The organism is Streptomyces sp. NPDC003691, from assembly GCF_053981115.1.
In genome coordinates this window covers 105814-127638 of record NZ_JBSFNQ010000002.1, presented here as the reverse complement: position 1 = coordinate 127638, position 21825 = coordinate 105814, and the positions used below count along the sequence as shown (strand labels likewise).

The window sequence follows — 21825 nt, the reverse complement described above, 5'->3', positions numbered from 1 at the left end:
CGCGCTCGGCGCATGCCTGGCACGATGGCACGGTGACCGCACCGCTGACACCGCCGCACCAGGAACCGGGCCATGAGCCGGGGCAGAGTTCGGGGCACGAGCCGGGGGACAATCCCTGGCGTGCACCGGAGCACGGGCAGCCGCCCGCGCCCGCCCCCTGGCCCGGCTTCGCGCCCCCCTCGCAGGAGGAGCGTGCCGCGCGCGCGGCCGAGCGCCGGGCGGATCTGCGCGACGCGGCACTGGTGACCGCCGCGGTCGCGGTCCTGGGAATCGCGCTCGGGCTGCTGTGGCTCTGGCTGGCCCCCCGGGTCCCGCTGATCTCCGACGGCAAGGCCGTCTTCCTCCAGGACACCGAGGGCGAGGCCGCGATCGGCGCGGACGGCACCTTCGCACTGCTGGGCCTGGCCTTCGGCGCGGTCAGCGCGGCCGGGGTCTTCTTCCTCCGCCGCCGCGGCGGTGTCCTGCTGGTCCTCGGGCTCGCCGCGGGCGGACTGCTCGGCGCGGTGCTGGCCTGGCGGCTCGGTATCTGGCTCGGCCCGGCCACCGATGTGGCGGCGCACGCGCGGGAGGTCGGCGCGGGCGTGACGTTCGACGCGCCGCTGAAGATGCGGGCGTACGGTGTCCTGCTGACCTGGCCCCTCGCGGCCATGGTCGTCCACCTCGGCCTCACCTCCCTCTTCGGCGACCGCGAACCCGCCACGGACGACCACCCCGCGCAGGACCCGTGGGGCCCGGTCACCCGCTGACCCGCCGCCCGCGGTCCGCTTTTCCGCCGAGTTCCGGAGGTCGCTCCGCTGTGACAGACGGCGCGGCGCCCCCGCAGTGCCCGCTGCCGCGGCGGAGGGACGCTGAGGTTTCCGGTGGTGCCGGACCGGCGCCGGGTGCCGCGTCGGGCGTCGCTCCGGACCGCCCTGTGCTTCTCCGGCGGGGACGCCGTCCCGGGCGGCCCGGCCGGGTGTGTGTGACACCGCCCCGGCGCCGGGCGCGGGACATACGGGTGCCGTGCACCCCCGGCCCGGGGGTGCACGGCACCGGTGTTATGCGGGGCGGCGGCCGTGGTTGGCCTTACGGGTGCGCCATTTGCGTTTGCGGGTGCGTTTGGACACGGCGGGGCTCCTTCGCGGCAACGGCACGGAATCGCGCGACGCACGAACACGTCGGGGACGCCCGGGGGCGTCCCCTTCGGTCGTAGCCGAGGACGCCGTCCCCGTCGAGCCCCCGCGCACCACCGGTCGGCGCGGGAGGTCCTCCGTACACCCCGGGGCGCGAGCCCCTACGCCCGCCCGATCGGCGCGAGCACCGCTCCCGTCAGCTCCGCCAGATCGCCCGGGGCGAGCTCCACCTCCAGCCCGCGGCGGCCCGCCGAGACACAGATCGTGGTGTGCGTCCCGGCCGAGGCGTCGATGACGGTCCGCAGCCGCTTCCGCTGCCCCAGCGGGGAGATCCCGCCCCGGACATAGCCCGTGGTGCGCTCGGCGGCCGCCGGATCGGCCATCGCCGCCCGCTTGCCGCCGACCGCGGAGGCGAGCGCCTTGAGGTCGAGCTGGCCCGCGACCGGGACGACGGCCACGGTCAGTTCGCCGTCGACATCCGCGACCAGGGTCTTGAAGACCCGGTCCGGTGAGACCCCGAGCGCCTCGGCCGCCTCCTCGCCGTAGGACGGCGAGGAGGGGTCGTGGTCGTAGGCGTGCACGGTGTAGGCCGTGCCCGCGGCCGTCAGGGCGACCGTCGCGGGCGTCCCGCCGGCCGCCTTCTGCTGCTTCCTGCCGTTCTTCTTCGCCACGGAGCACGCTCTCCTTGTACGGCCGGCCGCGGGCGCGGCGCGGCCCGTCGGTCGGGGCGGTACGGGCGGTACGGCCCGGCCCGCCCGCGGCCGGGCGGGGGCGTACCGCCCGGGGTCAGTTGAGGCTGGTCGGCGCCCGGGTCAGATCGACGGCGGGTACCGAGGGAAGGTGCCGGATGACGGCGGTCTCGCTCCGCAGCATCGTCAGCTCGTCCCGGAGCCGGGTCGCCACATCGGGTGCCTCCAGCAGCCGCTGCTTCGCCGGGGTGTCCAGCACGGCCGCGGCCGCGACCAGGAAGGAGACCACGGACGGCTCGTCCGGCAGGTCCGGGGGCGCCGTCAGGGTCCGCTCCCGGGCTCCCGCCAGCCTCTTCTGATAGGCGCGGAAGGCCCGCAGGACGCCTTCGGCGAGCGCTCCCGCGTCGTCGCCGGTAACTTCGGGCACCTCCTCCACCTCGGCGGTGAGGAAGGGGCCGTCGGTATCGACGGAGAGCAGCCTGATCCGGGTCGTACCGGTGGCGAGCACCTCGAAGCTGCCGTCCTCGCGCTCCCGGATGGTCGCCGCGTCGGCGATGCAGCCCATGCGGTGGAACGACTTGAGCGGTTCGGCTCCGAAGCCCGCCGCCGGGCCGCGTTCGGGCCGGCCGGTGGGATCGGGCATACCGGGTTCGGAGGGGGCCACTTCGTGGCCGTCGCGGATGGCGACGACGGCGAAGCGCCTCGGCAGGGACTCGTCCGTCTTCAGCAGCTCGCGCATCATGGCGCGATAACGCTCCTCGAAGACGTTCAGGGGCAGGACGAGCCCCGGGAACAGCACCGAGTTCAGCGGGAAGAGCGGCAGTCGTGCGATGGTCACGTCGGACAAGACTAATGGGCGGCGGGCCGGTCCCGGCCGGTCCGGGCCCACCCGGGTGCCGCGCGCAGCGGCATCGCCGAGGCCAGCCGGTGCCGTACACCCTCCCGGGCCTTGAGGAACCGGCCCAGCGGATCGTCGGAAAAGTACGTCCACGGGAACGAGGTCGCGTACGGGCCGATCAGCCGGAACTGCTCCAGCGCGGACTCCCAGCGGCCCCGGCGCAGCAGCACGGAGACGGTCAGATTCCGTACCTCGGCGGGTCCCGGATCGGCGGGCGGATGGCCCGCGGAGAGTTCGACCGCGAGATCGGCGGCCCGGTCGATGCGCTCGGCGTGCACCGAGCTGTAGCCGCCGCCGAGGAGCTGGGCGAACGCGGCCCGCACCGGCAGCGCCTTGATGAGCGAGCCGGGCAGGGCGTCGGCCGCGGCCTGCTCGGCGAAGTCGAAGCACTCGCGGTGGGAGCCGTACCACTGGGCGGAGAGATAGCGCAGGGCCGCGACATGGCAGCCGTAGTGGTGGGAGGAGCGGCGTATCGCCTGCTCCCAGAGGGACTCGAAGGCGCCGTGCGTGGCATGGCTGCCGCGGGCGTGGTCGAGGGCGATCCGCCAGGGGACCGGGTCGCCGGGCGCGCTGTCGGCGGCCGCGTCGATCAGCGGCCCCATCTCCCGGAGCCGTTCGCGGCGGGCGGGGGAGTCCCAGGCCCGGCGTATCTCCAGCTCGGCCTTGACGACCAGGGCATCGGGATCGCGGGGCGTTTCGGCCAGCCAGTGCACGAGCCAGTCGTCCCGCGCGTACGCGAAGGCCGCGAGCCGGGCCACCTGGAGGTCGCGGCTCTCCCAGTCGGCCTCCGCGCGGGTGGTCGCCAGCAGCTTCGCGGCCGGCTCCCAGTCGCCGTCCGCGGCGGCCACCAGGGAGGGGGCCGTACGGGCGTCGGGGACGTCGAGCAGTACCGCTTCGTCGGGCGGCAGACCGTCCGAGAGCCGCGGGCTGTGGCGAATCACGCGTGCAGTGCGCAGCAGGGCGCGGAGCAGTGCCATGGTGTCGACCATTGAAAAACCCGGGTCGGTACTTTGCCAGCGGAACGGTGTGAAGTTTTGGTGGCGGCCTGAAGGTTGTGCCGTGGTAAGGCAAGAGACCGTAAAGAGCGTAAAGAATGCGGTATCCCGGGGAGCCCGCCCACGCACCCGCGGAGCCTGCCCACGCCGCGGGCGGCCGCGCCCCGGAGACCGCCCGCACCCCGCGGCGGCCGCGCCCCCGGAGCCGGGCCCGCGCCCCGAGACCGGGCCCGCACTCCGGCCGTCCGGCCGCCCCGCGGGCCGGCCCCGGGTCAGCCCCGGCTCAGCAGCCGGGTCGCGCCCGCCGCGACCGTCGTCGCCAGGATCCAGCCCAGCAGGATCAGGCAGGCCGCCGTCCACTGCCAGTGGCCCTCCAGCCGCCAGTACCCTTCCTGGCCGAGGTTGATCACCGGGACCAGCAGGTCCAGCGCGTACAGCGGGGCATTGAACTCCGGATGCTCGCCCGGTTTGAACGGCTCGGGCCGGGCCTGCGCGAAGGCCAGCGCGCCCGCCGCCCACAGCACGGCCATCCAGAGCGCGGCCCGCCCCGGCCGGTAGCCGTAGGCCACGGTCAGGTCCTGGATATGCCCCCAGATCTTCCCGGCCAGCGGCAGCGTCTCCCGGCGCCGCCGCTGCTTGGCCAGCAGGACCTCCCGGGCGTCCGCGTCCTCGCCGCTGTTGCGCAGTACGGTCGCCAGCCGCTCGTACGGCTCCGGCGAGTACTCCGGGGTCGCCGACTCCACCCACTCCAGCCGTCTGGCCAGCGGGAACGCGTCGATCGGCACCAGGTTCTCGTAGACGAAACCGCCCATCGCCAGACCGCCGGGGCCCGGCCAGCTCGCCGCCAGGTCGACCAGGGTGACCACCTTGGCGCCGTTGAGGACCACCCGGCCCTCCTCCAGCCGCTCGGCGTTGAACCGCAGCTCCGGGGTGACTATCCGGCGCAGCGACAGCTCCTCGCCGGTGTTCATCACCAGCCGGGCCCGGTGCAGGTCGATCGCGTCCCCGAACCGGCCGTCGTCGAGCCGGACCCCGCCGTGGCACTCGAAGGGCTGGAGCCGGGTGCCGCGCCGGGCGCCGCTGTGGATCACCCCGTACGGCGGGGTGGCGCCCGGGTCGCCGGTCGCCGCGCTCACCCACGCCCCGGTCAGATAGAGCGTCCGCTCCACGGTGAGCTGCGGGGCGTTCAGCGCCCGGCGCTCGGCCGCCGCCCGCAGCATGCTGCCGCGCAGGCTCAGCGAAACGCCGATCTTCGCGCCGCGCAGGCTGAACTCGCCGAAGGTCTGGATCATCTCGGCCTGGAGGTCCTGGGCGACCGAGAGCCCGTCCGCGGTGATCGCCCGGCCGCGCCGGTCCGGCCGTACCCGGATCTGGTTGATCAGCAGGTCCGTGCCGATCTGGGCGTCGGTGAGCCGGATGCCGTGCTCGACCCGGCAGCGCGGCAGGTGCAGATCGCCCTCGGTACGCAGCCGGGCGGCCTCCAGCTTGGGGATGAGGCAGGCCACCATCCGCAGGGTGGTGACATGCGCCTCCGGCATCAGGATCTCGCTGTCGAAGCGGCAGGAGTGCAGCTCCACATAGGGGCCGACGGTCCCGCCCGCCAGCTTCAGCGTCCCGGTGATCTGGACGCCGCGGAGTTTGAGCGCGGCGACCCGCCCGGGGTGCGGCGGCGGGCCGTCGAGCAGCAGCAGGGCAACGATGTCGGCGCGGACGTGCCGCTCCGGCCCCCACGGATGGGGCGAGAAGGGATCGTTCCGCAGTGGATCGGGGTCGCTGAGATCGAAGGTGCTGCCGTTTCTGAAGGCGTTCCACATCCGCAGCTCGGCCGGGCTCAGCCCGTCCGGCGGACCGTCGACCGACGGCTCGGCCACTGCGCTTCCCCCGTTCCTCGACGGCGTCGCGCGTATCCCGTATCCGGGCGCGTACCGCCGTTATTCCCGCTGAGTGACGGGGTGAACGCTAGTGGTCAACGATCACCCGTGGGTGCTGTGGGATGTGTATCAGCCAGTGATACGGAAAACGGCCCCGGTTCCGGGTCTGCGAGAATTGTCGGTGTGATCTCCCGAATCGACCTGCGCGGTGACGCCCTCCCCGAGGGTGCCGCCCTGCGCGATCTGCTGCCCCGTGCCGAGTTCGACGTGGAAGCCGCCCTGGAGAAGGTGCGGCCCATCTGCGAGGACGTACGCCATCGTGGCACCGCGGCGCTGATCGACTACGCGGAGCGGTTCGACGGAGTGACCCTGGACCGGGTCCGGGTGCCCGCGGCCGCCCTCACCGCCGCGCTGGAGGCCCTCGACCCCGCGGTGCGGGCCGCCCTGGAGGAGTCCGTCCGCCGGGCCCGGATCGTCCACCGCGCCCAGCGCCGTACCGGCCACACCACCCAGGTCGTCCCCGGCGGCACCGTCACCGAGAAGTGGATCCCCGTCGAGCGGGTCGGGCTCTACGCGCCCGGCGGCCGCTCCGTCTACCCCTCCTCCGTGATCATGAACGTGGTTCCGGCGCAGGAGGCCGGGGTCGGTTCCATCGCCCTCGCCTCGCCGCCGCAGAAGGACCACGGCGGGCTGCCGCACCCCACCATCCTCGCCGCCTGCGCCCTGCTCGGCGTCGACGAGGTGTACGCGGCGGGCGGCGCCCAGGCCGTCGCCATGTTCGCGTACGGCACCGACGAGTGCGCCCCCGCCAATATGGTCACCGGCCCCGGCAATATCTGGGTTGCCGCCGCCAAGCGCTACTTCACCGGCCGGATCGGCATCGACACCGAGGCCGGGCCGACCGAGATCGCGGTCCTCGCCGACGCGAGCGCCGACCCGGTGCACGTCGCCGCCGATCTGATCAGCCAGGCCGAGCACGATCCGCTGGCCGCCGCCGTACTGGTCACCGACTCCCCGGAGCTGGCCGACGCGGTCGAGCGCGAGCTGAAGCCGCAGGTCGCCGCTGCCCGGCACGCCGACGAGCGGATCGTGCCCGCCCTCGGCGGCCGCCAGTCCGCGATCGTCCTGGTCGACGGCGTCGAGGAGGGCCTGAGAGTCGTCGACGCGTACGGCGCCGAGCACCTGGAGATCCAGACCGCCGACGCCGCCGCCGTCGCCGCCCGGGTCCGGAACGCGGGCGCGATCTTCGTCGGCCCCTGGTCCCCGGTCTCCCTCGGCGACTACGCGGCCGGCTCCAACCACGTCCTGCCCACCGGCGGCTGCGCCTGCCACTCCTCCGGCCTCTCCGTGCAGTCCTTCCTGCGCGGCGTCCACATCGTCGACTACAGCCGCGACGCGCTCGCCGAGGTCACCCACCATGTGGTCACCCTCGCCGAGGCCGAGGACCTGCCCGCCCACGGTGCCGCCCTCAAGGCCCGTTTCGACTGGAAGGTCCCGGGCCAGTGACCGACCGCAGCACCCCGCGCCGTACGGCGATCGACGATCTGCCGATCCGTGACGAACTGCGCGGCAAGTCGCCCTACGGCGCTCCGCAGCTCGACGTCCCGGTCCAGCTCAACACCAACGAGAACCCGTACCCGCTGCCCGAACCGCTGGTCGAGCGGATCGCGGAGCGGGTCCGGGAAGCCGCCAGGACGCTCAACCGCTACCCCGACCGGGACGCCGTCGAGCTGCGTACCGCGCTCGCCGCGTATCTGAGCCGTACCTCCGGACACCCGGTCACCACCGGACAGGTCTGGGCCGCCAACGGCTCCAACGAGGTCATCCAGCAGCTCCTCCAGACCTTCGGCGGCCCCGGCCGCACCGCCATCGGCTTCGAACCGTCCTACTCGATGCACGCCCTGATCTCCCGGGGCACCGGCACCGGATGGATCTCCGGCCCCCGGAACGACGACTTCACCGTCGACCGCACCGCCGCGGTCCGGGCGATCACCGAGCACCGGCCCGACATCGTCTTCATCACCTCCCCCAACAACCCCACCGGCACCGCCGTCGACGCGGAGACCGTACTGGCGCTCTACGAGGCGGCCCAGGCCGCCCGGCCGTCGCTGGTCGTCGTCGACGAGGCGTACGTCGAGTTCAGCCACCGCCCCAGCCTGCTGCCGCTGATCGAGGGGCGGCCGAACCTGGTCGTCTCCCGGACCATGTCCAAGGCCTTCGGCGCCGCCGGGCTCCGGCTCGGCTATCTCGCCGCCGACCCGGCCGTGGTCGACGCGGTCCAGCTGGTCCGGCTGCCGTACCACCTCTCCGCGGTCACCCAGGCCACCGCGCTCGCCGCCCTGGAGCACACCGATACCCTGCTCGGGTACGTGGAGCAGCTCAAGACCGAGCGGGACCGCCTGGTCGCCGAGCTGCGCGCCATCGGCTACGAGGTCACCGAGTCCGACGCGAACTTCGTCCAGTTCGGACGGTTCGACGGTCCGGGCGGTGCGCACGAGGTCTGGCAGCGCATCCTGGACCGGGGCGTCCTCGTCCGCGACAACGGCGTCCCGGGATGGCTGCGGGTCACCGCGGGCACCCCCGCCGAGAACGACGCGTTCCTCGACGCCGTACGTGAGTTGAAGAAGGAGCAGAGCACATGAGCCGCGTAGGGCGGGTCGAACGAACCACCAAGGAGACCGCCGTCGTCGTCGAGATCGATCTCGACGGCACCGGGAAGACCGATGTGTCGACCGGGGTCGGCTTCTACGACCACATGCTCGACCAGCTCGGCCGGCACGGGCTCTTCGACCTCACGGTCAAGACCGAGGGCGATCTGCACATCGACACCCACCACACCATCGAGGACACCGCCCTCGCCCTGGGCGCCGCCTTCCGGCAGGCCCTCGGCGACAAGGTCGGCATCTACCGCTTCGGCAACTGCACCGTCCCGCTCGACGAGTCCCTCGCCCAGGTGACCGTCGACCTCTCCGGGCGCCCCTACCTGGTGCACACCGAGCCCGAGAACATGGCGCCGATGATCGGCACCTACGACACCACGATGACCCGGCACATCCTGGAGTCCTTCGTCGCCCAGGCGCAGATCGCGCTGCACGTCCACGTCCCGTACGGCCGCAACGCCCACCACATCGTCGAATGCCAGTTCAAGGCGCTCGCCCGGGCCCTGCGGTACGCCAGCGAGCACGACACCCGCGCCGCCGGGATCCTCCCCTCCACGAAGGGCGCGCTGTGAACAGCCTCTCCACCATCCTGATCGTGGTCGGGCTCTTCCTCCTCGGCGGCGTCTACTCCTTCGTCAAGCAGGAGCAGCCCAAGGGCGTGGTCGTCCTGCTGTCCATCGGCGCCGCCATGGCGATCGGCGCGGGCGTGCTCCGGCTGGACGTGTGGTCATGAGCCGCAAATCGGTGGTCGTCTTCGACTACGGCTTCGGCAACGTCCGCTCCGCCGAGCGGGCCCTCGCCCGGGTCGGCGCGGATGTCGAGATCACCCGCGACTTCGACCGGGCCATGAACGCCGACGGACTCCTGGTCCCCGGCGTCGGCGCCTTCTCCGCCTGTATGGAGGGGCTCCGCGCGGCCCGCGGCGACTGGATCGTCGGCCGCCGGCTCTCCGGCGGCCGGCCCGTCATGGGCATCTGCGTCGGCATGCAGATCCTCTTCGCCCGCGGTATCGAGCACGGGGTGGAGACCGAGGGCCTGGACGAGTGGCCCGGCACGGTCGGCCCGCTGAAGGCCCCCGTCGTCCCCCACATGGGCTGGAACACCGTCGACGCACCGGGCGGCAGCGCCCTGTTCGACGGGATAGGCGCCGACGAACGCTTCTACTTCGTGCACTCCTACGCCGTGCACGACTGGGAGCTGGAGATCACCAACGCCGCCATCCGCGCCCCGCACATCACCTGGGCCACCCACGGCGAGCGCTTTGTCGCCGCCGTCGAGAACAGCGCCCTGTGGGCGACGCAGTTCCACCCCGAGAAGTCCGGCGACGCCGGTGCCCGGCTACTGACCAACTGGATCGGAACCCTGTGACCACGCTCGAACTCCTTCCCGCCGTCGACGTCCGCGACGGACAGGCCGTCCGTCTCGTCCACGGCGAGTCCGGCAGCGAGACCTCCTACGGCTCCCCGCTGGAGGCGGCCCTCACCTGGCAGCGGGCCGGCGCCGAATGGCTCCACCTGGTCGACCTCGACGCCGCCTTCGGCACCGGTGACAACCGGGCCGTGATCGCCGAGGTCTCGGCCGCGATGGACATCAAGGTCGAGCTCTCCGGCGGGATCCGCGACGACGCCTCGCTGGCCGCCGCGCTGGCCACCGGCTGCACCCGGGTCAACCTCGGCACCGCAGCCCTGGAGACCCCCGAGTGGGTCGCCAAGGTCATCGCCGAGCACGGCGACCGGATCGCCGTCGGCCTCGACGTCCGCGGCACCACCCTGCGCGGCCGCGGCTGGACCCGCGACGGCGGCGACCTCTACGAGACCCTCGCCCGGCTCGACTCCGAGGGCTGCGCCCGGTACGTCGTCACCGACATCGCCAAGGACGGCACCCTCCAGGGCCCCAACCTGGAGCTGCTGAAGAACGTCTGCGCCGCCACCGACAAGCCCGTCGTCGCCTCCGGCGGCGTCTCCTCCCTCGACGACCTGCGGGCCATCTCCGGGCTCGTCCCGGCGGGCGTGGAGGGCGCGATCGTCGGCAAGGCGCTCTACGCCAAGGCGTTCACCCTGGAGGAAGCCCTCGCCGCGGTGGCCTCCGCATGACGCTCGCCGTACGGGTCATCCCCTGCCTGGACGTCGACAACGGGCGGGTCGTCAAGGGCGTCAACTTCCAGAATCTGCGGGACGCGGGCGACCCCGTCGAGATGGCCCGGCTGTACGACGCCGAGGGCGCCGACGAGCTGACCTTCCTCGACATCACCGCCTCCTCCGGCAACCGGGAGACCACCTACGACGTGGTGCGCCGCACCGCCGAGCAGGTCTTCATCCCGCTGACCGTCGGCGGCGGGATCCGCGCCGCGGCGGACGTCGACAAGCTGCTCCGGGCCGGCGCCGACAAGGTCGGCGTCAACACCGCGGCCATCGCCCGGCCCGAGCTGATCCGGGAGATCGCGGAGCGGTTCGGCCGCCAGGTACTGGTGCTCTCCGTGGACGCCCGCCGCACCCCGGCCGGCTCCTTCGAGGTCACCACCCACGGCGGCCGCCGGGGCACCGGCATCGACGCCGTGGAATGGGCGCACCGGGCCGCCGAGCTGGGCGCCGGCGAGATCCTGCTGAACTCGATGGACGCCGACGGCACCAAGGACGGCTACGACACCGAGATGATCGCGGCCGTCCGGAAGCACGTCACCGTGCCGGTGATCGCCAGCGGCGGCGCGGGACGGCTCGCCGACTTCCCGCCCGCCGTCGACGCGGGCGCGGACGCCGTGCTCGCCGCCTCGGTGTTCCACTTCGGCGATCTGCGGATCTCCCAGGTGAAGGACGCCCTCCGGGAGGCGGGCCACCCGGTCCGCTGACCCCACGGCCGTACCCCGCGGCTCCGGCGGCCCGCCCGCCGGAGCCGCGGGCGTTTCCGGTACCGGGCGGCGCCGGTCCGGCCCCGGAGGCAGCAACCTCCGGCCCGCACCGCTGCCGGACGGCTACATCGAGAGGCCCAGCCGGGAGCCGCGGACCTTCTCCACCGCCTCCGGCTCGCCCGCCAGATCGACCTGTGCGGCTTCCTGGCGGCCGAAGGCGAACATCGTCAGCTCGCCCGGCCCGCCGGTCACGGTCACCACGGGCGCGCCCCGGTGGGCGACCACCGTCCGGCCGTCCGGGCGGCGCAGCACCAGCCCCGCCGGGGATCTGCGGCCCAGCAGCCTGGCCGCCTTCTCCAGCCGGGCCCAGAGCGCGTCCTCGAACACCCGGTCCAGCGGGCGGGGCGTCCACTCCGGCTGGGCCCGGCGCACATCCTCGGCGTGGATGTAGAACTCCACGGTGTTGGCCGCCTCGTCCAGCTGCTTGATGCCCAGCGGGGACAGCCGCGGCGGCCCGGTCCTGATCAGCTGGATCAGCTCTTCGTACGGCTTCGCCGCGAACTCGGCCTGGACCCGCTCCAGCCGGCCCTTCAGCGGGCCGATCAGAATCCCCCCGGCGGCATCCGGGCGGCGCTCCCGGACCACCACATGGGCAGCCAGATCGCGGGCCCGCCAGCCGTCGCAGAGCGTCGGCGCGTCAGGACCGACGCCTTCGAGGAGATCGGCGAGAAGAAGTCGTTCACGCTTGGCATGGGTCGACATGTGCGCCAGCGTACGGCGACGGCGCCGACCGTGCCCAGTAGCGACCCGCAACCCTGTGGACAACCCGCACCGGAACGGGTCCGGCCTGTGGACAACCGTCCGGAGCACCCCACGGGCACGGCACAATGGCGGCATGACCAGCAGTGGCACCACAGGCCCCCTCGACCCCGCCGTCGCCGCCCGTCTCAAGCGGACCGCCGACGGTCTCGTCCCCGCCATCGCCCAGCAGTACGACACCGGAGAGGTGCTCATGCTCGGCTGGATGGACGACGAGGCGCTCCACCGCACCCTCACCACCGGCCGCGCCACCTACTGGTCCCGCAGCCGCGGCGAGTACTGGGTGAAGGGCGACACCTCCGGCCACATCCAGCAGGTGAAGTCCGTCGCCCTCGACTGCGACGGCGACACCGTCCTCGTCAAGGTCGACCAGACCGGCGCCGCCTGCCACACCGGCGACCGCACCTGCTTCGACGCCGACGTCCTCCCCCTCGGCAAGTAGGGTCCGGCGCCATGACCATGGACCTCAGCACCTTCCGGGCCCTCGCCGCCGACCGGCGAGTCATCCCGGTGACCCGCCGCCTCCTCGCCGACGGCGACACCCCCGTCGGGCTCTACCGCAAGCTCGCCGCCGAACGCCCCGGCACCTTCCTCCTCGAATCCGCCGAGAACGGCCGGTCGTGGTCCCGGTACTCCTTCGTCGGCGTCCGCAGCACCGGGACCCTCACCGAGCGCGACGGCGAGGCGCACTGGATCGGCACGCCCCCCGTCGGCGTCCCGCGGCACGGCGACCCGCTGGCCGCCCTGCGGGCCACCGTCGAGACCCTCCACACCCCGCCGCACGACCTCGGCACCGGTCTGCCGCCGTTCACCGGCGGCATGGTCGGCTACCTCGGCTACGACATCGTGCGCCGGCTGGAGCGGATCGGTCCCGGCGAGCGCGACGATCTGCGGCTCCCCGAGCTGACCATGCTGCTCACCTCCGATCTCGCGGTCCTCGACCACTGGGACGGCACCGTCCTGCTGATCGCCAACGCCATCAACCACAACGACCTCGACACCGGCGTCGACGAGGCCTACGCGGACGCCGTCGCCCGCCTCGACGCCATGGAGCGCGACCTCGCCCGCCCCCTGGCCTCCCCGCCGACCGCCCTGCCCGCCTCCGAACTGCCCGAGTTCACCGCCCTGTGGGGCGGCCCGGACTACCAGAAGGCCGTCGAGGACATCAAGGAGCGCATCCGGGCCGGCGAGGCCTTCCAGGTGGTGCCCTCCCAGCGGTTCGAGACTCCCTGCACCGCGAGCGCCCTGGACGTCTACCGGGTCCTGCGGGCCACCAACCCCAGCCCGTACATGTACCTGTTCCGCTTCCCCTCGGCGGACGGCGGCGGCACCGCCTTCGACGTGGTGGGCTCCAGCCCCGAGGCCCTCGTCAAGGTCGAGGACGGGCATGCGATGGTCCACCCCATCGCCGGGACCCGGCCCCGCGGGGCCACCCCCCAGGAGGACCACGACCTCGCCGAGGAGCTGCTCGCCGACCCCAAGGAGCGCGCCGAGCACCTGATGCTGGTCGACCTCGGCCGCAACGATCTGGGACGGGTCTGCGAACCCGGCTCCGTCGAGGTCGTCGACTTCATGTCCGTCGAGCGCTACTCCCACGTCATGCACATCGTCTCGACCGTCACCGGCCGGGTCGCCGCGGGGCGCACCGCGTTCGACGTGCTGACCGCCTGCTTCCCGGCCGGCACCCTCTCGGGCGCGCCCAAGCCGCGGGCCATGCAGATCATCGACGAACTGGAACCCTCCCGCCGCGGGCTCTACGGCGGCTGCGTCGGCTATCTCGACTTCGCGGGCGACTCCGACACGGCGATCGCCATCCGCACCGCGCTGCTCCGCGACGGCACCGCGTTCGTGCAGGCCGGAGCGGGAGTGGTGGCCGATTCGGACCCGGTCGCCGAGGACACCGAGTGCCGCAACAAGGCCGCCGCGGTGCTCCGGGCCGTCCACACCGCCAACCGGATGACCGCCCGCGGCCCGGCCCCGGACGGCCCGGCGGCGGACCCGCGGAGCTGACCGGCGGCCGGAGGGCGGCTGCGGCGCCCGCCGGGGCGTAGGGGATAGTGGGGTACGTGAGCGCTGTTCCCGTACCCCAGCCCCGCGCCCGGTCCGGCGACCAGGCGCGGGCCGCCGGTGCCGCCACGGGCCGCCGTACCCTCGCCGCCGCCCTGCTGCTCGGCGCCGCCGGAGCCACTGTCGCCCTGCTCGCCTCCGGCCGGGTCTGGGCCGAAGGCACCACGGCCACCCCCGGCGGCACCCTGTCGCTGAGCGCCGAGGGCGGTGACATCACCGGAGTGCCCAGCGCCCTCGCCGTCGTCGGCCTGGCCGCGCTGGTCGCCGTCTTCGCCGTCCGGCGCAAGGGCCGCACGGTCGTCGCCGCGCTGCTGACCCTCAGCGGCGCGGGCGCCGCCGTCGCCGCCTTCCTCGGGGCCTCCGACCGCGGCGCCCTGGACGAGAAGGCCGCCGAGACCACCGGCGACACCGCCGCGACCATCGGCTCCCTGAGCCACACCCCCTGGCCGTACGTCACCGCCGCCGCCGGACTGCTGATCCTGCTCGCCGGGCTCCTCGCCCTGCGGTACGGGCCGCTCTGGCCCAGCATGTCCGGCCGGTACGAGCGCGACGGCTCGCCCCGGGCCCGTACCGCCCCCGTCGTCGACCCCGACCGGCCCGAGGACCTCTGGAAGGCCCTGGACCGCGGCGAGGACCCCACGGACGGCGACCCCGCACCCGACGGACGGTGACGGCGCCCGGCACCGTACGGGACCTATGACCCTGGCGGAACGCGCCCCTCGCACGGTCCGCAGGCACCGGGCGCCGGAGCGTGATGTCAGACGGGTCACCCTGCCGCCGGAGCGCGGGGGGCGTACGGGAGAATGAACGAAGAGCTCCGGCTCACCCCCTGAGCGCGTCGGACCGCCGCCGCGTTCGCAGCATTCCGCGCGCTTCGCGCGCTCAGCAACCGAGGAGCATTACATGTCGGGCAGCGCCCACGGACACGGACACACCCCCGCCGCCTGGACCGGTGTCAGCATCGCCTTCATCGGCTTCTGCGTCTCCGGACTCTTCATGGTCGCGGCCAACCCGCTCGGCTTCTGGGGCGGTATCGCGATCATCCTCATCGGCGGTGTCGTCGGCATGGGCATGAAGGCGGCGGGCCTCGGCGCCGCGAAGGAGAGCGCGGAGAGCAAGCAGGCCCGCGAGCAGGCCGGCCGGATCGCGGCCGAGCGCGTGGCGGCCCAGGGCGGCGTGTGACGCCCCGCCCCCAGGGGCACCCGGCCGCGGACGCGGCCGTACGACACGAGGCGCAGACCGGCGCGGCCGGGCTGCGCCTTCGCGTATGACCGGGGACAATCGCACGGTGGACGCCACGACACCCCCCTCCGCACCGGCTGCGCCGCCCGCCCTTCCGGGAGACGCGCCGCCGGAGCCCCCGGCCGGCCCGGCCGCGCCCGGGGCGGGCCCGGCCCGGGAGGCCGCCGCCCCCGCGTACGGCGCGGCGAGCGGGCCCCCGGGTCCCGTGGTCGCGGCGTCCGACGAGTCGGGCGCCGTCCCTGCGGGCAGCGGGCCCCCGGGTACGGGGCACGCGCCCGGGGCGTACGGCGCCGGTAACGCGCTCCCCGGACCGTTCCCCGGATCCGTCCCCGGGCATGCGCCGCGCGCGCCGCAGGGGGCCCTGCGGCGGCTGGCCGCGCCCCTGGGCACGCTGGCCGCCGTCGCCGCCGCGTTCGCCTACGTCGGGGCCGTCGACCCCAATGAACCCGGGCACTACCCGGCCTGCCCGCTGCTGCGCTACACGGGGATCTACTGCCCCGGCTGCGGCGGGCTCCGCAGCGCCCATGCCTTCGTCCACGGCGACCTGGGCACCGCGCTGGGGGCGAACGCCGTCGCCGTCGCCGGATACGGGGTCTTCTTCGTGCTCTGGGCGGTCTGGACGGTCCGCGCGGCACGCGGTGTCCCGGGTGCGACCTGGAGGATCTCCGTACGGCCCGTCTGGTGGTGGCTGACCGGCGCGTCCGTGCTGGTCTTCAGCGTGCTGCGGAACCTGCCGGCCGGGTCGGCCCTGGTGCCCTGACGGTCCCATCCCGTGGGACAGGCCTCCACCGGATGCGGGGTGCGGGGCGTCCTGCGGATACCATCGACATGAATGATCCCTGACCATCATCACCGTCCCGGAAGGGGGCCGCTCGCGTGAGTGTGCTCGACGAGATCATCGAAGGCGTGCGCGCCGACCTCGCAGAGCGGCAGGCGCGGGTCTCCCTCGACGAGCTCAAGGAGCGGGCCGCCAAGGCCCCCGCGGCCAAGGACGGCGCCGCCGCACTGCGCGGCGAAGGCGTCCGGGTGATCTGCGAGGTCAAGCGCTCCAGCCCGTCCAAGGGTGCCCTCGCCGCGATCGCCGACCCCGCCGGGCTGGCCGCGGACTACGAGGCCGGCGGCGCCGCCGTCATCTCCGTCCTCACCGAGCAGCGGCGCTTCGGCGGCTCGCTGGCCGATCTGGAGGCCGTCCGCGCCCGGGTCGACATCCCCGTGCTGCGCAAGGACTTCATCGTCACGGCCTACCAGCTGTGGGAGGCCCGTGCGTACGGTGCCGACCTGGCGCTGCTGATCGTCGCCGCGCTGGAGCAGGAGGCCCTGGTCTCGCTGATCGAGCGGGCCGAGTCGATCGGGCTGACCCCGCTGGTCGAGGTCCACGACGAGGACGAGGTCGAGCGGGCCGTCGAGGCCGGTGCCAAGGTCATCGGCGTCAACGCCCGCAATCTGAAGACCCTGGAGGTGGACCGCTCCACCTTCGAGCGCGTCGCCCCGGAGATCCCCGCGCATATCGTCAAGATCGCCGAGTCCGGTATCCGCGGTCCGCACGATCTGATCGCCTACGCCAACGCGGGCGCCGACGCCGTGCTGGTCGGCGAGTCCCTCGTCACCGGCCGCGACCCGCGGACCGCGGTCGCCGACCTGGTCGCCGCGGGCGCCCACCCGGCCCTGCGCCACGGGCGGAGCTGATCCGGCCGTGCCCGCCGCCGTCCGCCGCCCGAGCCCGGTTCCCGGGGACGCGTACGCCCGCCTCGCGCGCGGCTGCCGTCCCCGCGGCTGCCGGGCCCCGGCACGCCGGGTACACGGCCGGCGGGTGCGCTATGTGATCGGCTCGGAGCCCGGCCAGGTGAACGGGATGCGATGGCGCGGCCGTCGCGCGCGCCGCTGAGCGTTCCCGCGCGGTACCAGGGCGTGTCCGGAAAGTAGCGCCGCCGGCCCGAGGGCGGGCGGGGCTCCGCGGACACGGCCCAGGGTTCCGAGGGCCGGCCGGCAGAGCCGGAGCCCCCGTCGCCGTACCCCCGGAACGCCCCGCTCCGGACGCCTTCCCGTACCGCCGGACCGTCCGGCGGAACGGCCGGCCGTCCCTCCGGCGACGGCGCGTACCCCGTCTTCCACCGATCCGCACACCAGGCAGGGGGCCGTGCGCCCCCGAGGAGTACGCCGGATGTCCACTTCCCGCACACCTGCCGGTTCCACCGGTCCCGACGAGTTCTTCCTCCCCGATCCGGAGGGGCTGGTCCCCGACGCCTCGGGCTACTTCGGCGCCTTCGGCGGCAAGTTCATCCCCGAGGCGCTGGTCGCCGCCGTCGACGAGGTCGCCGCCGAGTACGAGAAGGCCAAGAACGACCCCGCCTTCGCGGCCGAGCTGAAGGACCTGCTGGTCAACTACACCGGCCGGCCCAGCCCGCTCACCGAGGTGCCCCGGTTCGCCGCACACGCCGGGGGCGCCCGGATCTTCCTCAAGCGGGAGGATCTCAACCACACCGGCTCGCACAAGATCAACAATGTGCTGGGGCAGGCCCTGCTGACCCGGCGCATGGGCAAGACCCGGGTCATCGCCGAGACCGGCGCGGGCCAGCACGGGGTCGCCACCGCCACCGCATGCGCCCTGTTCGGCCTCGACTGCACCATCTACATGGGCGAGATCGACACCGAGAGGCAGGCCCTCAACGTCGCCCGGATGCGGATACTGGGCGCCGAGGTGATCCCGGTCGCCTCCGGCAGCCGGACCCTCAAGGACGCCATCAACGAGGCCTTCCGCGACTGGGTCGCCAATGTCGACTCCACGCACTACCTCTTCGGCACGGTCGCCGGACCGCACCCCTTCCCGGCGATGGTCCGCGACTTCCACCGCGTCATCGGAGTGGAGGCGCGCCGCCAGATCCTCGACCGCGCGGGCCGGCTGCCCGACGCGGCCGTCGCCTGCGTCGGCGGCGGCTCCAACGCGATCGGGCTCTTCCACGCCTTCGTCCCGGACACCGGGGTGCGGCTGATCGGCTGCGAGGCGGCGGGCCACGGCGTGGAGAGCGGCGAGCACGCGGCCACCCTCACCGTCGGCGAGCCCGGCATACTCCACGGCTCGCGCTCCTACGTCCTCCAGGACGACGAGGGCCAGATCACCGAGCCGTACTCCATCTCCGCCGGACTGGACTACCCGGGCATCGGCCCGGAGCACGCCTACCTCAAGGACAGCGGCCGCGGCGAGTACCGCCCGGTCACCGACGACCAGGCGATGCAGGCCCTGCGGCTGCTCTCCCGTACGGAGGGGATCATCCCGGCCATCGAGTCGGCGCACGCCCTGGCCGGGGCCCTGGAGGTCGGCCGGGAGCTGGGCCCGGACGGGCTGATCGTGGTCAGCCTCTCGGGCCGCGGCGACAAGGACATGGACACCGCCGCCCGCTACTTCGGGCTGTACGACGGGGAGGACGTGAAGTGAGCGGGAACGTACGACTGCTGAGCGACACGCTGGCCGCGGCGAAGGCCGAGGGCCGGTCCGCCCTGATCGCCTACCTCCCGGCCGGTTTCCCGACCGTCGAGGGCGGCATCGAGGCGGTCAAGGCGGTCTTCGAGGGCGGCGCCGACATCGTCGAGGTGGGCCTGCCGCACAGTGACCCGGTGCTCGACGGCCCGGTGATCCAGACCGCCGACGACATCGCCCTGCGCGGCGGCGTCCGGATCGCCGACGTCCTGCGGACCGTGCGCGAGGCGCACGCCGCCACCGGGAAGCCGGTGCTGGTGATGACCTACTGGAATCCGGTCGACCGCTACGGCGTCGAACGGTTCGCCGCCGAACTCGCGGCGGCGGGCGGCGCGGGCTGCATCCTGCCCGACCTGCCCGTCGAGGAGTCCGGCCTCTGGCGGGAGCATGCCGCGAAGCACGGGCTCGGCACCGTCTTCGTGGTCGCGCCCAGCAGCCGGGACGCCCGGATCGCGACCATCACCGAGGCCGGTTCCGGTTTTGTCTACGCCGCTTCGCTGATGGGCGTCACCGGCACCCGCGAGTCCGTCGGGGCGCAGGCCGAGGACCTGGTCCGGCGGGTACGCGCCACCACCGACCTGCCGGTCTGCGTCGGCCTCGGGGTCTCCACGCCCGCCCAGGCCGCGGAGGTCGCCGGATTCGCGGACGGGGTGATCGTCGGCTCCGCCTTCGTCAAGCGGATCCTGGACGCCCCGGACACCGCCGGCGGCATAGCGGCCGCCCGTGAGCTGGCCGCCGAACTCGCCGCCGGGGTGCGCGAGGGCGCACGCCGGAGCGGGGCGGCCCGGCCGTGAGCCGGGTGCCGCGGGACTGAGCGGTACGAGCCCTTCGTACGCATCGCTCGTACGGGTGGTTCCGGGACCGGGGAGGCGCGGGTGCGCCTCCCCGGTTCGTTTGCCGGATGTGAACGAGAAGCACAACGACAGGAACAGCGGGCCGAAGCGGACCGCGCGCGAGCGGATCGAGCGGGAGAACAGGCTGGAGAAGGCCCGTGAGCGGCGACGGCGGGTGCTGATCGTCTCCTCGGCGGTGGTCGGCGTCCTCGGCCTGGCGGCCGTGGCCGGAGTGATCGCCGCCAATGCCGACAAGGGGACCAAGGGCAGCGACGGAAGCTCCACCGCGGGGCCGGCCCTGGCACCCGCGGGCGCGGAGGGCAAGCAGCAGCTCGCGATCCCCGTCGGCGCCGCGGACGCGCCCTCGACCCTCACGGTCTGGGAGGACTTCCGCTGCCCGGTCTGCGCCCAGTACGAGAACGTGATGCGGGGCGCCCTGAAGGACCTGGAGTCCTCCGGGCAGCTGAAGGTCGACTACCACTTCGCGACGATCATCGACGGCAATATGGGCGGCAGCGGTTCGCTGCGGGCCGCCAACGCGGTGGCCTGCGCCCAGGACGTCGGCAAGTTCGCCCCGTACCACGACGTCCTCTACCGGAACCAGCCGCCGGAGCCGGACGACAAGTTCGCCGACAACGACCGGCTGATCGAACTGGCGGGCAAGGTCGAGGGGCTCGACACACCGGACTTCCGGAGCTGTGTGAAGGACGGGCGGCACGACTCCTGGGTCGCCAAGTCCAACAAGGCCTTCGCGGAGGGCGGTTTCCGCGGCACCCCGACGGTCCTGCTCAACGGGAAGTCGGTCTTCCCCACGAAGGACGGGCAGCAGATCTCCCCGGAAAATCTCAAGAAGTGGGTCGCCGAGGCGAACAAGGGCAAGAAGCCGGGCACCGCCGATCCGTCGAAGCCCTCGGCGGCCGCCACCCAGCCGTGACCAGCGGTTTCCGGGCCGCCCCGACCGGTCCCTGAGGGGTCCGGGCGGGGTGGCCGGGGCCAGAGTTATCCATAAGTTGTCCCGGGCGGCTTGCCGCTTCCACTGCTAAGCAAGGTAGCGTCGGATCCGTCATGGACCTTGCCTACATTCCGAGCCCGTCGTCCGGAGCGATCCATCTCGGACCGCTGCCGCTGCGCGGCTACGCACTCTGCATCATCATCGGCGTCTTCGTGGCCGTCTGGTACGGCAACAAGCGCTGGATCGCCCGCGGCGGCACGGCCGGGACCGTGGCCGACATCGCCGTCTGGGCCGTGCCCTTCGGCCTGGTCGGCGGCCGTCTCTACCATGTGATCACCGACTACCAGCTCTACTTCAGCGAAGGCAAGAACTGGGTCGACGCCTTCAAGATCTGGGAGGGCGGCCTCGGTATCTGGGGTGCGATCTCCCTGGGCGCCGTCGGTGCGTGGATCGGCTGCCGCCGCCGGGGCATCCCCCTGCCGGCCTGGGCCGACGCGCTCGCCCCCGGTATCGCCTTCGCCCAGGCCATCGGCCGCTGGGGCAACTGGTTCAACCAGGAGCTCTACGGAAAGCCGACGGACCTTCCCTGGGCGCTGAAGATCAGCGAGGGGCCGAACCGGGTGGCCGGGACCTACCACCCGACCTTCCTGTACGAGTCCCTCTGGTGCATCGGTGTCGCGCTGCTGGTGATCTGGGCCGACCGGCGGTTCAAGCTGGGTCACGGCCGGGCCTTCGCCCTGTACGTCGCCGGTTACTGCGCCGGGCGCGCGTGGATCGAGTATCTCCGGGTCGACGAGGCCCACGAGGTGCTGGGGCTGCGGCTCAACGTCTGGACCGCGCTCGTCGTCTTCGTCCTCGCGGTGGTGTACATCGTGGTCTCGGCGAAGGTGCGGCCGGGCCGGGAAGAGGTCGTGGAGCCGGGCCGGCCGGGCACGGCGGACGCCGCGAAGACCGGCGGGACCGGTGCCGACGACGCGGCGGGCGAGGCCGGAGCGGCGGGCGACGGCGAGTCCGGGGACACCGAGGCGGCGGACGGCAAGAAGCAGGACGGCAAGGTGCCGGACGGCAAGGCGGAGGACCGCGGGGCCGGACCGGAGAAGGACGCCGAGACGGCAGAGGCCGGGGCCTGACCCGGCGCGGGCCGCACACCCCCGCCGGGGGCGGAGCGCCCGCGGAGAAGAACGACGGCAGACGGCACGGGGCCGCCGGGACGGAGAGCGTCCCGGCGGCCCCGAGCCGTTGCCGGGCGGCGGGGCGGCCGGGCCCGGCCGGTGCCCGCGGCCCGGGGCGGGACCCGGGCCCGGAAGCCGGGCAGGACCGGGCGGGGATCCCGGGCCGGGACCGGGGCAGGACCGGGCGGGGGATCC

Annotated in this window: 24 protein-coding genes; 19 read left to right on the top strand and 5 right to left on the bottom strand. The window is 73.7% G+C overall.

The window, feature by feature from the left end:
* Positions 1–32: 32 nt before the first annotated feature.
* Positions 33–746, top strand: coding sequence for an ABC transporter permease (locus tag ACWDR0_RS01675; protein ID WP_456349574.1), 714 nt, complete (start codon positions 33–35; stop codon positions 744–746).
* 527 nt (positions 747–1273) lie between these two features.
* Here the strand turns inward: ACWDR0_RS01675 and ybaK are convergent.
* From ybaK to ACWDR0_RS01655, 4 genes are all read right to left on the bottom strand, one after another.
* Positions 1274–1783, bottom strand: coding sequence for a Cys-tRNA(Pro) deacylase (ybaK, locus tag ACWDR0_RS01670; protein ID WP_456349573.1), 510 nt, complete (start codon positions 1781–1783; stop codon positions 1274–1276).
* 115 nt (positions 1784–1898) lie between these two features.
* Complete coding sequence (locus ACWDR0_RS01665; protein ID WP_456349572.1) at positions 1899–2639, bottom strand: LON peptidase substrate-binding domain-containing protein; 741 nt, start codon at positions 2637–2639, stop codon at positions 1899–1901.
* Positions 2640–2650: 11 nt separating this feature from the next.
* Positions 2651–3688, bottom strand: a complete 1038-nt coding sequence (locus tag ACWDR0_RS01660) for a hypothetical protein (protein ID WP_456349571.1) — start codon at positions 3686–3688, stop codon at positions 2651–2653.
* A 278-nt stretch (positions 3689–3966) separates the two neighbouring features.
* Entirely contained in the window at positions 3967–5508 is a 1542-nt protein-coding gene (locus tag ACWDR0_RS01655; protein WP_456349668.1) for an oxidoreductase, read from the bottom strand.
* A gap of 240 nt (positions 5509–5748) precedes the next feature.
* Between ACWDR0_RS01655 and hisD the strand changes: the two genes are divergently transcribed.
* Genes hisD through hisF form a run of 7 tightly spaced genes read left to right on the top strand, consistent with a single transcriptional unit; the run spans position 5749 to position 11070 of the window.
* Positions 5749–7071 carry a histidinol dehydrogenase gene (hisD, locus tag ACWDR0_RS01650; RefSeq protein WP_456349570.1) on the top strand — a complete coding sequence of 441 codons (1323 nt, stop codon included), beginning with the start codon at positions 5749–5751 and terminating at the stop codon, positions 7069–7071.
* Positions 7068–8207, top strand: a complete 1140-nt coding sequence (locus tag ACWDR0_RS01645; RefSeq protein ID WP_456349569.1) for a histidinol-phosphate transaminase — start codon at positions 7068–7070, stop codon at positions 8205–8207. Before hisD ends, ACWDR0_RS01645 begins: the two co-directional genes overlap by 4 nt.
* Entirely contained in the window at positions 8204–8797 is a 594-nt protein-coding gene (gene hisB, locus ACWDR0_RS01640) for an imidazoleglycerol-phosphate dehydratase HisB (RefSeq protein ID WP_456349568.1), read from the top strand. Before ACWDR0_RS01645 ends, hisB begins: the two co-directional genes overlap by 4 nt.
* On the top strand, positions 8794–8958 hold the full coding sequence (locus tag ACWDR0_RS01635) for a hypothetical protein (protein WP_006349832.1): 165 nt from the start codon (positions 8794–8796) through the stop codon (positions 8956–8958). Before hisB ends, ACWDR0_RS01635 begins: the two co-directional genes overlap by 4 nt.
* The gene (hisH, locus tag ACWDR0_RS01630) at positions 8955–9593 is read left to right on the top strand and encodes an imidazole glycerol phosphate synthase subunit HisH (RefSeq protein WP_456349567.1); all 639 of its coding nucleotides are present in this window, start codon (positions 8955–8957) and stop codon (positions 9591–9593) included. Before ACWDR0_RS01635 ends, hisH begins: the two co-directional genes overlap by 4 nt.
* Complete coding sequence (priA, locus tag ACWDR0_RS01625; RefSeq protein ID WP_456349566.1) at positions 9590–10318, top strand: bifunctional 1-(5-phosphoribosyl)-5-((5-phosphoribosylamino)methylideneamino)imidazole-4-carboxamide isomerase/phosphoribosylanthranilate isomerase PriA; 729 nt, start codon at positions 9590–9592, stop codon at positions 10316–10318. Before hisH ends, priA begins: the two co-directional genes overlap by 4 nt.
* Complete coding sequence (hisF, locus tag ACWDR0_RS01620) at positions 10315–11070, top strand: imidazole glycerol phosphate synthase subunit HisF (RefSeq protein WP_456349565.1); 756 nt, start codon at positions 10315–10317, stop codon at positions 11068–11070. Before priA ends, hisF begins: the two co-directional genes overlap by 4 nt.
* A gap of 123 nt (positions 11071–11193) precedes the next feature.
* On the opposite strand, the gene ACWDR0_RS01615 is transcribed toward hisF, so the two are convergent.
* Positions 11194–11832 (bottom strand): TIGR03085 family metal-binding protein, encoded by a 639-nt coding sequence (locus ACWDR0_RS01615; RefSeq protein WP_456349564.1) that lies wholly within the window; start codon positions 11830–11832, stop codon positions 11194–11196.
* 133 nt (positions 11833–11965) lie between these two features.
* Here ACWDR0_RS01615 and hisI point away from each other — a divergent pair, with 133 nt between their 5' ends.
* From hisI to lgt, 11 genes are all read left to right on the top strand, one after another.
* Positions 11966–12331, top strand: coding sequence for a phosphoribosyl-AMP cyclohydrolase (hisI, locus tag ACWDR0_RS01610; RefSeq protein WP_456349563.1), 366 nt, complete (start codon positions 11966–11968; stop codon positions 12329–12331).
* A 17-nt stretch (positions 12332–12348) separates the two neighbouring features.
* Entirely contained in the window at positions 12349–13899 is a 1551-nt protein-coding gene (locus ACWDR0_RS01605) for an anthranilate synthase component I (RefSeq protein ID WP_456349667.1), read from the top strand.
* A gap of 47 nt (positions 13900–13946) precedes the next feature.
* Positions 13947–14627, top strand: coding sequence for a TIGR02234 family membrane protein (locus ACWDR0_RS01600; protein WP_456349562.1), 681 nt, complete (start codon positions 13947–13949; stop codon positions 14625–14627).
* A 232-nt stretch (positions 14628–14859) separates the two neighbouring features.
* Positions 14860–15138: an HGxxPAAW family protein gene (locus ACWDR0_RS01595; RefSeq protein WP_456349561.1), complete on the top strand. Its 279-nt coding sequence runs from the start codon at positions 14860–14862 to the stop codon at positions 15136–15138.
* Between the two features lie 106 nt (positions 15139–15244).
* On the top strand, positions 15245–15958 hold the full coding sequence (locus tag ACWDR0_RS01590; protein ID WP_456349560.1) for a DUF2752 domain-containing protein: 714 nt from the start codon (positions 15245–15247) through the stop codon (positions 15956–15958).
* A 116-nt stretch (positions 15959–16074) separates the two neighbouring features.
* Positions 16075–16884, top strand: a complete 810-nt coding sequence (gene trpC / locus ACWDR0_RS01585) for an indole-3-glycerol phosphate synthase TrpC (RefSeq protein WP_456349559.1) — start codon at positions 16075–16077, stop codon at positions 16882–16884.
* 7 nt (positions 16885–16891) lie between these two features.
* Positions 16892–17083, top strand: coding sequence for a tryptophan biosynthesis modulator TrpM (gene trpM / locus ACWDR0_RS01580; protein ID WP_456349558.1), 192 nt, complete (start codon positions 16892–16894; stop codon positions 17081–17083).
* A gap of 276 nt (positions 17084–17359) precedes the next feature.
* Positions 17360–18631, top strand: coding sequence for a tryptophan synthase subunit beta (trpB, locus tag ACWDR0_RS01575; protein WP_456349557.1), 1272 nt, complete (start codon positions 17360–17362; stop codon positions 18629–18631).
* On the top strand, positions 18628–19467 hold the full coding sequence (trpA, locus tag ACWDR0_RS01570; RefSeq protein ID WP_456349556.1) for a tryptophan synthase subunit alpha: 840 nt from the start codon (positions 18628–18630) through the stop codon (positions 19465–19467). Before trpB ends, trpA begins: the two co-directional genes overlap by 4 nt.
* A gap of 109 nt (positions 19468–19576) precedes the next feature.
* Positions 19577–20440 (top strand): DsbA family protein, encoded by an 864-nt coding sequence (locus ACWDR0_RS01565; RefSeq protein WP_456349555.1) that lies wholly within the window; start codon positions 19577–19579, stop codon positions 20438–20440.
* A gap of 131 nt (positions 20441–20571) precedes the next feature.
* Positions 20572–21588 carry a prolipoprotein diacylglyceryl transferase gene (lgt, locus tag ACWDR0_RS01560; protein ID WP_456349554.1) on the top strand — a complete coding sequence of 339 codons (1017 nt, stop codon included), beginning with the start codon at positions 20572–20574 and terminating at the stop codon, positions 21586–21588.
* Positions 21589–21825: the final 237 nt, after the last annotated feature.

What these genes read in the sequence shown, in the direction of transcription:
- hisF (WP_456349565.1), top strand. Translation starts at nt 10,315, where the DNA reads ATGACGCTCGCCGTACGGGTCATCCCCTGCCTGGACGTCGACAACGGG.
- ACWDR0_RS01615 (WP_456349564.1), bottom strand. Translation starts at nt 11,832, where the DNA reads ATGTCGACCCATGCCAAGCGTGAACGACTTCTTCTCGCCGATCTCCTC.
- ACWDR0_RS01605 (WP_456349667.1), top strand. Translation starts at nt 12,349, where the DNA reads ATGGACCTCAGCACCTTCCGGGCCCTCGCCGCCGACCGGCGAGTCATC.
- hisI (WP_456349563.1), top strand. Translation starts at nt 11,966, where the DNA reads ATGACCAGCAGTGGCACCACAGGCCCCCTCGACCCCGCCGTCGCCGCC.
- hisH (WP_456349567.1), top strand. Translation starts at nt 8,955, where the DNA reads ATGAGCCGCAAATCGGTGGTCGTCTTCGACTACGGCTTCGGCAACGTC.
- hisB (WP_456349568.1), top strand. Translation starts at nt 8,204, where the DNA reads ATGAGCCGCGTAGGGCGGGTCGAACGAACCACCAAGGAGACCGCCGTC.
- lgt (WP_456349554.1), top strand. Translation starts at nt 20,572, where the DNA reads ATGGACCTTGCCTACATTCCGAGCCCGTCGTCCGGAGCGATCCATCTC.
- ACWDR0_RS01595 (WP_456349561.1), top strand. Translation starts at nt 14,860, where the DNA reads ATGTCGGGCAGCGCCCACGGACACGGACACACCCCCGCCGCCTGGACC.
- trpB (WP_456349557.1), top strand. Translation starts at nt 17,360, where the DNA reads ATGTCCACTTCCCGCACACCTGCCGGTTCCACCGGTCCCGACGAGTTC.
- ACWDR0_RS01660 (WP_456349571.1), bottom strand. Translation starts at nt 3,688, where the DNA reads ATGGTCGACACCATGGCACTGCTCCGCGCCCTGCTGCGCACTGCACGC.
- ACWDR0_RS01655 (WP_456349668.1), bottom strand. Translation starts at nt 5,508, where the DNA reads ATGTGGAACGCCTTCAGAAACGGCAGCACCTTCGATCTCAGCGACCCC.